Raw genomic sequence first — 12,067 nt, forward strand, 5'->3', positions numbered from 1 at the left:
AGACGTCTGTTAAAAAAGCATTTTCATCATGTTTCCTGTGAAAACAACTGGCGCCCCTCCGGCAGAGGCGCCCTGTTTTTAATTAATCACAGTTCCTGGTGGGACAGTCTTGTTCTGTTTCAACTGAACCGGGAACTTCTCAGGACAGACGGATATGCCCTCATGAGCGAGGAGGGCCTCAGACGCTTTCCCTTTTTCAGAAAGATCGGCGCTTTCCCTGTAAATGCCGCTTCCTATACGTCGGTTCTGCGCTCTTTGAAGGAAGCTGCAGTCCTCTTAAACAGTGGAAAGTGCTTGTTTCTTTTTCCTCAGGGTGATGAATTCCACTTGGATATAAGGCCTCTCCAGTTTCAGAGCGGGGCTGCCTTTCTTCTAAAAGAAGCACCTCATTGCGATTTGGTACCGGTCACTTTTTATCACACTCTCCTCCACGAACAGCACCCTGAGTTCTTTATCCGGGTCGGATCGTCACTTGCTTTTGATTCACAGGTCCCCCGAAAGGAGCTTACAATTCAGCTCGAAAATCAGCTTACAGAGCAGCTTGATGGGCTTAAAAACGATGTGATGAACGAGAAAACGGAGAGCTTCAGGCCTGTTGTGCGGGGCCGGGAAACCATCGGGGACCGATGGTACAGCATTAAGCAGAGTCTCCCCCGTCTCTTCGGGAGGGCCGGCCGATGACCGTATGGATTCTTACTGCGGTTCTTGCCGTCTCTATTGTGATTACGGGACTTAATACATTCCTTCTCCCACGACTGAAAACAGATCGGAAAGCGGACAGACATCCACCTTCTGTTGATGTATTTGTGCCCCTTCGCAACGAGGAACGAAACGTACCGGATTTGATTGCCAGTCTTAAGGGTCTGACAGCCCCGAATCTGACTTTTTTCCTGCTTGATGACGGTTCCTCTGACCGCACGGGAGAGCTGCTTACTGCTTTGACAGATGATGACCCCCGTTTCTATCTGCTGAAAGGGAAACCGCTTCCTGAAGCCTGGGTAGGAAAAGTACATGCCTGTCATCAGTTATCCAAAAACGGAAGCGGAGAATTTGCACTGTTTGTGGATGCTGACGTCCGGCTTGCACATGGCACAGTGGAAAGTCTGCTTTCTTGTTTTAAACGACCTGAAACAGGCCTCGTGACGGGATTTCCAAAAACACCAGCCAAAGGAGTGCTCGGGTCTCTTCTGATTCCGATGCAGCATTTTGTTGTACACTTTCATCTGCCGGTGCTTCTCGCTAATTACACGACCTTTGCCCCTGCTACTGCTGCCCATGGGGCCTTCATGATGTTCCGGCGCTCAGCCTACGAGAAAGCCGGCGGGCACAAAGCAGTAAAGTCCTCCCTTGTGGAGGATGTGCATCTTGCCCGCCAGATGAAAAAAAGCGGATATCGTGTAACACTGGCCAATGTTTCAGATGCGGTAACATGCTATATGTATGAGACAGACCGGGAAGTGTGGGAAGGTTTTTCGAAAAATCTGTTCCCGGGACTCGGTCGTTCCTTGCCCCTTGCTGTCTTTGTTACATTGTTTTATCTGTTGTTTTACACAGCTCCTGGCATATTTGCAATTTTAGTACTCCTGGGCAGCCTGGAGATGGTATGGCTCCTTCCCTATTCTCTTGGAGTCGTTCATAAGGGAATCGTCGACTGGTCTGTCAGACAGAAGCTGTGGCTGTGCATTCTGATGCCCGCTTCGGCTCTTATGACTGTCGTCCTTCTCTGGTATTCGGCTTTCCTTGGTGTGTTCAGACGGGGGTTCAGTTGGAAAGGAAGGGTTTATAAATGACGCGACAGAAAAAGATTGCTGTTATTGGCGCCGGCCTTGGGGGGCTTGCAGCATCAATCCGCCTCGCCTCGAAAGGTGCTGATGTCACACTTTATGAGAAGAACAGTTATGCCGGAGGTAAGCTTCACAGCAAAGCACTCGGCACACATACGTTTGATTTTGGACCGAATACGATTACGATGCCCCATGTGTTTCAAAATGTACTTTATGATGCCGGGGAAAATCCAGATGATTACTTCCGGTTTGACCGCCTTACCACACACACGAAAAATGTGTTCAGTGACGGCACCTCTTTTCATTTTTCCTCCGACACGGAAAAAATGGAGGAGGAGATTGCCTCGATCGATCCTGACAGCGCCCTCCGGTACAGAGAGTATCTTAAGCAGGTGGAAGATCTCTACATAAAGGCAGAGACTCATTTTCTCCGGCGCACGTTCCGTTCGTGGAAGGATTATATGTCCCTGCCCCTCGCACGGGCGCTTTTCAGTGTCAAACCGCTTACAAGTCTGGACCGCTTTCACCGGACCTTCTTCCCTGATGACCGGGTCCGCCAGGCTTTCAACCGGTATGCCACCTACATCGGATCATCTCCATACCGCTCACCTGCTACCTTCGGCCTTATCGGACATCTTGAGCTTAATGACGGTGTTTATTTTACAAGAGGCGGCAATGCCGGCATTGCCAAAGGTCTTCACCGTGCAGCGGTTAAATTAGGCGTAACCATGCACTTCAATACAGAGGTAACCGGCATTGAAGTGGCAGACAAAAAAGCCTCTGCCGTCAAAACGGATCATTACGAGCCCCTGCCTGTTGACGGCATTGTGTTAAACGGGGATCTGCTCACACAGGTTCCAGCGTTAATCGACCAGAAGAACCGGAAACATCTAACCGATGAAAAAATCAACTCCCTTAATCCTTCTATTTCAGCTTTTGTGATTCTTGCTGCTGCAGAAAAACGGTACGATCTTCATCATCATCACGTCTTCTTCACTTCCGACTACAGGAAGGAATTCAATACAATTTTTGAAGAGGGAAAGTACCCTGCTGACCCGACGATATACATTTGTACCTCTTCAAAAACAGAACCTTCACTGTCTCCCGACGGGGACAATCTGTTTATTCTTGTTAATGCGCCTCCGCTCCCGCGAAACGGTACATTAGATGATGATAAAGAACAATACGCCGGGATCGTGTTTGAGCGACTCCGGGAGAAAGGAATCGATTTATTCGGATCCCTAAAAGGAAAACAGATCATTTCTCCTGCTGATATCGCAGAAAAGTTCTATGCCTATCGTGGTTCCCTCTACGGGATAGCCTCCAATAAGCGATCTGACACATTTTTACGTCCCTTTAATCAGAGTGCCGATGTCGGCAATCTCTTTTTTGCCGGCGGCAGCACCCACCCTGGCGGCGGATCTCCGATGGTGGTACTAAGTGGCAGAAATGCTGCTGATGCTCTTCTGAACGAACTCGGGAGGCACTGACCGGCAGATTGCCTGCGGGCTTTTGAAAATGCTTTTTCAAACCACTAAACTGCCGAAAGCAGGAAAAGGCCCTCACCATTCGGTGAAGGCCTTTCTCTTCAGCTCGTTTTTATCTTCTCAGTCGTTTTAGCAGGCTTTTTAATCCGGCATGATCTCTCTCACGATTAATCAGCCTTTTACAACAGCTTTCATAATATGTGTTTTCTCTTCCGCTGAAACGAATGCCCGCTGGCGGAACACTTCGTACCCGTTATTTCTGACTGAGCGAAGAATCTCTCTGTAAAAAAGAGCTGCTGCTTTAACGGGAATTTTCGAATCAACCGGGTATTCATTAATAGAGGCGAGGCCTGCATCGTAGAATCGAAGAGCATCCTCTGCCAGCTCTTCCCACACGGCAATAAATGCCGGGCTGACCTGGCGGCTCGTCAGCATATCATGATTCAAGCCATGCTTGTCCATAACATCTTCCGGAAGATAAATACGGTCCCGTTCAAGGTCCTCTCCTACGTCCCTGAGAATATTTGTTAACTGCATGGCGATTCCAAGGGAAATGGCCCCTTCACGCAGACGGTCTTTTTTGGCAGGAGCAAGAATCGGAAGGAGCATAAGCCCGACCGTGCTTGCCACATGATACGAGTAATGCTTCACTTCTTCAAGAGCAGCGTACCGCTTTTTGATTAAGTCCATCTGCTGTCCTTCGATCATGTCGTAAAACGGCTGGACGTCCATCTCAAACCGCGAAAACGTGTCTTGAAGCGCAATCCACAGATAGTTCTTTTCCGGGATACGCCCATCAGCAAATGAATGAAACTGATCTTTAAATTTTACGATTTCAGTACCCGGATTTTCTCCTTCATCAACGATGTCATCTGCTGTTCTGCAAAATGCATAAACAGCCCACACGGCCTGGCGCTTTTCCTCCGGCAGATGGCCAAACGCTTTTGCAAACGTTTTGGAGTGACGTTCAATGACAGTACGGCAGCGGCTGTAAGCTTCATTTACCGAGAGCATGATCCTCCTCCTTCATACATCTTTAGTATTATTATTTTATCATAATTTACAACTAAACGCCTGATAAACCTCTTATGCCAGAGAATTTGCCCGCTCTTCCTTTTCCCGGATCGCTTCAGCAAGAAGCTTTGCACCCTGCATCACTATCGGGATTCCTCCGCCCGGGTGAATGGATGCACCGACGGCAAACACATTTTCCAGCCCAAAAGGCTGCAGTTGAGGGCGGAATACCCCGGACTGGAAAAGGGACGGTGCAATGCCGAAGCTTCCGCCCTGAAACAGGCCTTCCGCTTCTGCATCAACAGGTGTCCGGATTTCCTTCCAGAGGAGTTTTGATTTTATTTCAGGATCCAGGCGTGCTTCCAGTTCATCCATAATCCGATCGGCATATGCAGTATAGTCTTCCTGTGAAATACTGTTCCCTGCAGGTACAGGTACAAGCACATACACCCCGCTCTTCCCTTCAGGTGCAGTACTGTCATCAATCAATGAGGGTGAAAAGACGTAGAACGATGGATCATCCGGCAGTATACGCCTTTCAAACACATCCTCCATATTTCTGTCGAGATTCTCCGCCATAAAGAACTGATGGATGTAAGAGGTGTCAAGATGGCCTTCAATTCCCAGGTAAAGGAGAAGGCATCCGGATGAAGGTGTAAATGATCTGTTCCGCTTCTTCCCTGAATCGTTTACCAGGTTCCGGGCCACCGGGTAGTCCCCGTTAACGATGAACGTATCAAACGTTTCCCGTTTCCCGTTTACTGACAGGCTCGTCCCCTTTCTCCCCGATGTATCAATCCCTGTTACTTCCGAATGTGTACTGAGCCGGACACCGCGCCTGAGCAGCTCTCCCGTAATTTCCCTGGCGAGTCTGGCATAACCGCCTTTTACGTACCAGATACCGTGATAATGTTCGCTGAACGGTACAAGAGAGTAAATGGCAGGCGTATCATCCGGGGCACCGCCGATATAAAGTGTCTGAAAGGAAAATGCCTCTCTCAGTTTTAAAGCCTTAAAGTATTGCCGGGCCTGACTTTTCACGCTCTGATAGGCTTTGAGCTTAACGAGTGTCTTCACGTTTGCTCTGGAAAAAAAGGATGCAGGATTTCTAAAGTCCCGGTCCATAAAGGCCTTTTTTCCTTTCGTAAACCGCTCCTCCATATCATTCATATAGGCAAGAAAGGCGTCTTCCTCACCTGGAAATGAAGCACTGATTTCCTCAAGCTGCTTTTCTGTACTGCTCCATTTTGTAAAGGTGGTGCCATCCGGAAAGTGAAGCGGATAAAGGGGATCAATTCTTTCCATTTCAATGAGATCCGGGTTCATTCCTGCTTCTGATAATATAGAGCGGATCATCTCTGGAAGGAGCACAATGGTCGGGCCCTTATCAATACGGAAGCCGTCGCGCTCGACCGCAGCGAGGCGTCCTCCCATTTCACCTTCTTTTTCATAAACGGTTACTTCATGGCCTTCATTTGAAAGATAAAGTGCTGTGACAAGTCCTCCGATCCCGCCGCCGATGATGGCTGTTTTCATACTGTCACCCCCGCTTTTCCGTATTTCTCCATCAAGCCTGAAGATGTTATTCTCGCAGATTCAAAGATTGTCGGGAGTCCGCTCCCAGGATGCGTTCCCCCTCCGGTTAGCCACAGACCTTCCAGCGCTTCGAATTTATTATGCGGGCGGAAATACATCATCTGACCCAGATTGTGGGCCAGATTAAACGTTGCCCCTTTATAGACGTGTTTCTGGTGTTCCCAGTCAAGCGGTGTGAGCACGTCTTCCACTTCAAGACTGTCTCTTAATTTCTGACCGGTTTTTTTCTCTACCAGATCCCAGACGAGATCCCGGAATTCCTCTTTCTTTTCGTCCCAGTCGATTCCGCTGAAGTTATTCGGCACCGGTGCCAGAATGTACAGCGCCGCTTTCCCTTCCGGTGCTACCGTGGAATCGGTTGCCGATGCATGGTGCACATATACGGATGGGTCTTCTGACAATAGCCTGGTTTTCGTAATTTCCTCTACGTTCCTTTTGTAATCTCCCGAAAAGAAGATGGTATGATGGCCCAGGTCAACCGGTTTATTAATGCCTGCATAAATCATAAACGTGGAGCAGGAGTAATTTTTCTTTTCAAGGGATTTGCGTGAATATTTTCTTACTGCTCCCTCATCCACGAGGTTTGTCATGGCATGGGCAAAATCCGCATTCATGACAACTTCATCTGCCGTTACGGATTCTCCGCTGTCGAGCTGTAAGCCGGTCACTTTTCTGCCATCAAGGATCAGGCTTTTTATTCCTGCGTTCGTATGAATGGTTCCGCCGTGTTCCTCCACCACTCTGCCCATAGCCTCTGTCAGCCTGCTGAGACCGCCGACCGGGTGGTAAACGCCCCATTCGTGTTCCATGTAGGATAGAATGCTGAAAGCTCCCGGGCAGTCCCACGGTGACATGCCGAGGTACTTGGATTGAAATGTAAACGAAAGGCGGAGCCGCTCATCGTCGAAATAACGGCCCAGCACATCATACAGGGAACGGCCAACTTCCAGTTCAGGAAGCGCTTTTAAGCTCCTGAGCCGTGCATAATCAAACAGGCTTCCGTGCCGGTTCTGAAGCATAGGAAGCAGTCTGTTCATCTTCTTCCGCGTGTCTGTCATAAACTGTTCATAACGGGATCCGTAACCAGGGAACAGGTCTTCAATATGCTCTTTCATCTTTTCTCTGTTACTCGTTGCCCGGATCTTCATGCCGTCAAAATCCAGTTCATACATGGGATCAAGCTTTACAAGATTTACATAATCATGAAGATTTTTACCTGAAGCTTCAAAAATCTCCTCCAGAATATGCGGCATACTGAAAAATGTCGGTCCGAGGTCAAACGAAAAATCCCCCACCGTATGCCGGGATGTTCTTCCTCCTATGTAGGCCTGTTTTTCATAAACGTCTACGCTGAATCCTTTATATGTAAGCATCATCGCTGCCGCAAGGCCTCCAGGCCCTGCCCCGATTACGGCTATCTTTTTTCTTTCCTGACTCGCCATTCTGTCCACCGCCTTATCACCTTATAATCGTTTCTTTCCCTTATTCAAAAACGGTTAAACAAAAGTTATACAATATGTATATCACCTCGGGACGTTACAGGCAACGAAAACGCTCAGGGTATTTATTTCCTCTTTTCCTTTATTCGACGAAAGAAAAGAAAACGCCTGCAATGATGCAGACGTTCAGATAGATATTCCTGATTTGGTGAGCCACAGATGAAACTGCCACAGGTGGGCGATCAGCTGAGGTCCGGTCATCAGCTGACCGAAATAAGGAGCCGGATAGGAACTGCCGCGTGTATCACACAGTTCTGTAATCTTATTTACGTCAAACAGGTCAAATAAAGGGGAATCCCCCTGCTTAACGACGCCCTGCAGTGCACCTGTCACTTTTTCTGTATAAACGGGATGGTGAGTTTTCGGGTAGGGGCTTTTCTTTCTGTAAAGAATATCGTGGGGCAGAACCCCTTCCAGAGCTTTTCTTAAAATACCTTTCTCTCTGTTACCGTACATTTTCATATCCCAGGGAATGTTCCACACATATTCCACAAGGCGGTGATCGGCAAACGGGACCCTCACTTCAAGACTCGCTGCCATACTCATCCGGTCCTTCCGCTCGAGAAGCGTTGTCATGAACCAGATCATATTCACATAAAACAGAGAGCGCCGTCTGCTTTCAAGCTGGCTTTCCCCATCCAGCAGCGGCGTTTCGTTTACAGTTTCACTGTAACGCTGTTCTACGTACTGCTTCAGATTCAGTTTCTGCCGCCATTCCGGGCGCAAAAGTGATTCACGCTGATCGACTGAGCGCATCCACGGAAAAATCGATCCGTTAATCGCATCCTCGTCATGAAACCATGGATATCCACCAAAAATTTCATCGGCACACTCTCCCGAAAGCCCGACAGTGACTTCTTTTTTGATCTGTTCGCTGAACCAGAGAAGCGATGAATCAATATCCGCCATACCCGGCAGGTCTCTGGCCTCCTGGGCCGGCTCCAGATAATCAAACAGAGCTTCGTTGTTAATCACAAACCCTTTGTGATCGGAACCTAAAAAATCAGACATCACTTTGATCCAGGGCGCATCCGGGTTCGGCTGGAACCTGCTTGCCTTAAAATATTTGTCATTTTCTTCGTAGTCTATTGAAAATGTCCGCAGCGTCCCCCGCCCCTGCTCTTCAAAATAGTTTGCCGCAAGAGCGGTAAGGGCACTTGAATCCACTCCGCCGGACAGAAAGGTACAAACGGGCACGTCTGCCACCAGTTGCCTTTCAACGGTATCCTTCAGGAGACTCCGGATCCGCTCTGCTGTCTCTTCAGCCGAATCTGTGTGCCGTTCGCTTTTGACCTGCCAGTATCGTGCAGTTTTCAGCCCGGATCGTCCAAGCTTGAGAAAATGCGCCGGCCGGAGTTCCTTCATTCCTTTATATACTCCGTGGCCCGGTGTTCTGGAAGGGCACAGAGCCAGAACCTCCCGGAGTCCGGATTCGTCAACTCCGGCATTTATTTCCGGATGAGCGAGAATAGCTTTCGGCTCTGAAGCAAACATGAGACCTGAACCGTGTTCGAAGTAATACAGCGGTTTGACCCCGAGACGGTCACGGGCAATAAACAGTTCCTCCGCTTCATGATGCCATATGGCAAAGGCAAAGATTCCGTTCAGCTTCTCAACGCATGCTTCTCCCCACTCTATGAAAGAGGTGAGCAGCACTTCCGTATCCGAGTGTGATAGAAAAGTATAGCCTGTTTTCAACAGTTCGGTTCTGAGGTCTTCTGTATTATAAAGCTCACCGTTATAACAGATTGTATAAGTGCCCGATCGGGCTTTTCTGGTCATCGGCTGACCGCCGCCGGACGGATCGACAACGATTAGACGCGTGTGACCGAACCCAGCGTGATTGTCTCCCCAGACCTGTGAAGCGTCAGGACCCCGTTTGGCAAGTGTCCGGGCCATCTGTAAAAGCACGGCCTTTTCATTTGCAACCGGGCGTTTATAATCAACCCATCCTGTAATTCCGCACATGTAGTTTCCCCGCTTTCCTTTTCTGTTCATGGCACTACCACATCGTATTCAGATAAGGGAAAGAGGGTGCCCACCTGTCTGGTCGCTGATTTGGAAAACGATAAATGAGTATACCCTTCCGTCAGTTTTGCGAAGCTCTGCTGAACACTGTCCGCTCGCTTTCCGTGGCGGTGCCGGCGAGCCTTCGCGGGCTTCGCCCTGCGGGGTCTCGCCTGGCCCCTCCTGCCGCAGGAGTCTCGCTGCTGGCGTCAGCTGCGCATAATAGAGGTTTACTGGCTGAGAGGTATACTTATAAAAAAAACAAAAGTGCTTACGCCTGAAGCGTTTTTGTTTAATAAATATACAATGTCAGGAAATTATAGTTAACCAGTAAAAAGACACCGCATCACTGCCGTGTCTCTGTTAAACGTATTATTTTTTTTCAAGGCCAACCAGAAACCAGCCGCCCTCTTTAATAATCGGCTTGGACATTTTTACTTTCAGGCCGGCTTCTTTTGCTGCTTCTTCGATTTCTTTTTCCGTTGGCAGCGGATAAAGATTTTTATGCGCTGTCATGAATGTGTTAAAGGCAGCGGCAAATGTCTGGCCATGTCCTGAATCTGTGAGCGGCGAAATCACGGTGACGGTTCCTTTGTCCGAGAGAATCGACGCCACGTCCTTAAACAGAGCTGGTCTGTCTTCAGGCGGATAATAGTACAGGAGATTATGTAGCATAACCATATCCACCTGTTCTCCGGAGTTGAGAAACTCCTGCATATCTTCGTTTCGGACTTCGATCCGGCGGCTTTTCAGCTTCTCTGCCGCCTCGTCTGCCACCTCTTTACTTATTTCAATTCCCGTTAGGGTCACTTGATCGTCTGCGTCCCTTATTTTCTTAAGGTAGCCGCCGTAGCCGCAGCCGAAATCGACAATATTTCCGGGCTTGTACTTATTTACCCACTTGATCATCGGCGGGACGGACGCTTTTTCCAGGAGTGCGGACGTTTCGGCTACAACGTTTGCGAATTTATCCTCAAGGTAGGAAAGCTGCTCGTTATTTTTCATCAGATCCGGATACTGCATGAGTGTTGGAATATGGAGTTCCATCATTTCTCTCAATAGAATCCCTACAGAATCCTTACTTTTTGCTGATACAAATTTCACCATCTTTTTTTTCGATTTCACTTTACCGGTAACGGTTTTTTTCAGGTGACCCACTTCCAGGCCGACTTCGACCCAGCGAAGCAGCAACTGGCCGTTCAGTTCATCTCTTGCCGCCACTTCCTGCACTTTTGCTCCTCCGGCAAAGCTGTCAAAAAGATCGAGCTTATATCCGACATGGGCGTGCCATGTGGTCAGAAAGCTTTCATTGCTTTTCATCCAGTTTCTTGCCTGCCAGAACTTCTGAATTTCCTTCACCATAAATCCCTCCACTCATCTTCCAATACATGTAGCCGTATTTCCCTGTAACAGGAAGAGTTAAACAGTACTGGTACTGCCAGTGAAAAATAGACCGTTTACCCCAATTGTGTTTAGTGTCTCCTTATGTGAGGGGCACTAAAGACACAAAAAGACTGTCTGTGGATGGGCTGCATCCATTACAGACAGTCTTTTTGTGTCTTTTTTTACAGGTTAAAGTGTCTTCTGAGAAAACAATTTTAAAGCCTGATCCTAAAGGCCTTCTTTTTCACGAATATGAGCAAGGAGTTTCGTGCAGCCTTCCTCCACAAGCTCATACACGTAATCAAAGTTACCGGTAAAGTACGGATCAGGTACGTCATCTTCTTTTCCATCATCGACAAAATCGAGGAGACGGGCAATTTCTCCCGAGTCACCGTAGCCTTTCATCCTGGTCAGGTTTCCGACATTTTCAGCATCCATTCCTATAATGTAATCGTATTTCTGCAGATCCCCTTTGTCCACCTGCCGTGCCTGTAGACCTTCGGACTGGATACTGTTCTTTTTAAGAATACCGAGCGTGCCTTCATGAGGGGGATTACCTGTGTGCCAGTCACCAGTTCCTGCCGAGTCTGTGGTGATTTTTCCGTTAAGGCCGGCTTCGCGCACTTTGTCTTTAAAAACAGCTTCCGCCATCGGTGACCGGCAAATGTTCCCGAGACAGACAAATAGTACTTTTACCACATTGATCCGCTCCTTTATCAGCTGGTGCTTTTATTATAGCCTATTTTCAGAGCTTTTCGGTATTTGACCGCAAAAAATCAAAGCCGTGTCCATTTACCAGGTGTTACCGCTTGTTACACTCATCCCTGCACAGGTATTATAAGAACATACGTTCTTAATAGAGGTGAGAAAACGATGCATGACCGCGGGTCAATTAAATGGACGTCCATGATGCTTCCCGAACATGTGGAAAAGCTTAAGGAACTTAAAAAGGAGCACCAGCGGGTTTCTCACGGTGAGGCGGACCCCCAGGCTGAAGAAGAGTGGGATCGCCTGATTGCCGAATCCTTTAACACAGGCTGTCTGCTTCAGCTTTCTTTTATGAATGGAGAATGCGCTAATCGTGTGAGGGGACATGTAACAGGCGTGAATGCTGAGCAGGGGATGTTAACTGTCATTGAGGCGGGCGGCGTCCGGACGAGCGTCCGGTTCTCATCCGTTACCGCAGTCAGTCCTTATGAAGAGAGTTGACCGACCCGGCTTTTTATTTTGCCGGCCTTTTTTCCACCCATGGGCTCCGCACGCTCCGGTCTGACCGGAAAGTGCCCGGTCAGACTGA

10 protein-coding genes are annotated in these 12,067 nt (G+C 48.5%); 4 read left to right on the forward strand and 6 right to left on the reverse strand.

Features of this window, described 5'->3' with window-relative positions:
• The first annotated feature begins 6 nt into the window (after positions 1 to 6).
• From CR205_RS08025 to CR205_RS08035, 3 genes are read left to right on the forward strand one after another with little or no spacing between them, the layout of a single operon-like run.
• On the forward strand, positions 7 to 681 hold the full coding sequence (locus tag CR205_RS08025) for a lysophospholipid acyltransferase family protein (RefSeq protein ID WP_268877413.1): 675 nt from the start codon (positions 7 to 9) through the stop codon (positions 679 to 681).
• Complete coding sequence (locus tag CR205_RS08030; protein WP_110518479.1) at positions 678 to 1,790, forward strand: glycosyltransferase; 1,113 nt, start codon at positions 678 to 680, stop codon at positions 1,788 to 1,790. The genes CR205_RS08025 and CR205_RS08030 overlap by 4 nt, the downstream gene beginning before the upstream one ends.
• The gene (locus tag CR205_RS08035) at positions 1,787 to 3,274 is read left to right on the forward strand and encodes a phytoene desaturase family protein (RefSeq protein ID WP_110518481.1); all 1,488 of its coding nucleotides are present in this window, start codon (positions 1,787 to 1,789) and stop codon (positions 3,272 to 3,274) included. Before CR205_RS08030 ends, CR205_RS08035 begins: the two co-directional genes overlap by 4 nt.
• Positions 3,275 to 3,442: 168 nt before the next feature.
• On the opposite strand, the gene CR205_RS08040 is transcribed toward CR205_RS08035, so the two are convergent.
• The 6 genes from CR205_RS08040 to CR205_RS08065 form a co-directional block, all read right to left on the reverse strand.
• Positions 3,443 to 4,285, reverse strand: coding sequence for a phytoene/squalene synthase family protein (locus CR205_RS08040; protein WP_110518483.1), 843 nt, complete (start codon positions 4,283 to 4,285; stop codon positions 3,443 to 3,445).
• 72 nt (positions 4,286 to 4,357) lie between these two features.
• Positions 4,358 to 5,821, reverse strand: a complete 1,464-nt coding sequence (locus tag CR205_RS08045) for a phytoene desaturase family protein (RefSeq protein WP_110518485.1) — start codon at positions 5,819 to 5,821, stop codon at positions 4,358 to 4,360.
• Positions 5,818 to 7,323 (reverse strand): phytoene desaturase family protein, encoded by a 1,506-nt coding sequence (locus CR205_RS08050; RefSeq protein ID WP_110518487.1) that lies wholly within the window; start codon positions 7,321 to 7,323, stop codon positions 5,818 to 5,820. Before CR205_RS08050 ends, CR205_RS08045 begins: the two co-directional genes overlap by 4 nt.
• A gap of 183 nt (positions 7,324 to 7,506) precedes the next feature.
• Positions 7,507 to 9,348, reverse strand: a complete 1,842-nt coding sequence (gene asnB, locus CR205_RS08055) for an asparagine synthase (glutamine-hydrolyzing) (protein WP_110519752.1) — start codon at positions 9,346 to 9,348, stop codon at positions 7,507 to 7,509.
• 411 nt (positions 9,349 to 9,759) lie between these two features.
• A complete protein-coding gene (locus CR205_RS08060) occupies positions 9,760 to 10,749 on the reverse strand; it encodes a class I SAM-dependent methyltransferase (RefSeq protein ID WP_110518488.1) in 990 nt (329 codons plus the stop codon).
• Between the two features lie 249 nt (positions 10,750 to 10,998).
• Complete coding sequence (locus tag CR205_RS08065) at positions 10,999 to 11,469, reverse strand: low molecular weight protein-tyrosine-phosphatase (protein WP_110518490.1); 471 nt, start codon at positions 11,467 to 11,469, stop codon at positions 10,999 to 11,001.
• A 174-nt stretch (positions 11,470 to 11,643) separates the two neighbouring features.
• Between CR205_RS08065 and CR205_RS08070 the strand changes: the two genes are divergently transcribed.
• Entirely contained in the window at positions 11,644 to 11,979 is a 336-nt protein-coding gene (locus tag CR205_RS08070) for a YolD-like family protein (protein ID WP_110518492.1), read from the forward strand.
• Positions 11,980 to 12,067 lie beyond the last annotated feature (88 nt).

The organism is Alteribacter lacisalsi, from assembly GCF_003226345.1.
GTDB classification, from domain to species: Bacteria; Bacillota; Bacilli; order Bacillales; family Salisediminibacteriaceae; genus Alteribacter; species Alteribacter lacisalsi.

What these genes read in the sequence shown, in the direction of transcription:
- CR205_RS08050 (WP_110518487.1), bottom strand. Translation starts at nt 7,323, where the DNA reads ATGGCGAGTCAGGAAAGAAAAAAGATAGCCGTAATCGGGGCAGGGCCT.
- CR205_RS08070 (WP_110518492.1), top strand. Translation starts at nt 11,644, where the DNA reads ATGCATGACCGCGGGTCAATTAAATGGACGTCCATGATGCTTCCCGAA.
- CR205_RS08045 (WP_110518485.1), bottom strand. Translation starts at nt 5,821, where the DNA reads ATGAAAACAGCCATCATCGGCGGCGGGATCGGAGGACTTGTCACAGCA.
- CR205_RS08040 (WP_110518483.1), bottom strand. Translation starts at nt 4,285, where the DNA reads ATGCTCTCGGTAAATGAAGCTTACAGCCGCTGCCGTACTGTCATTGAA.
- CR205_RS08035 (WP_110518481.1), top strand. Translation starts at nt 1,787, where the DNA reads ATGACGCGACAGAAAAAGATTGCTGTTATTGGCGCCGGCCTTGGGGGG.
- asnB (WP_110519752.1), bottom strand. Translation starts at nt 9,348, where the DNA reads ATGTGCGGAATTACAGGATGGGTTGATTATAAACGCCCGGTTGCAAAT.
- CR205_RS08030 (WP_110518479.1), top strand. Translation starts at nt 678, where the DNA reads ATGACCGTATGGATTCTTACTGCGGTTCTTGCCGTCTCTATTGTGATT.
- CR205_RS08060 (WP_110518488.1), bottom strand. Translation starts at nt 10,749, where the DNA reads ATGGTGAAGGAAATTCAGAAGTTCTGGCAGGCAAGAAACTGGATGAAA.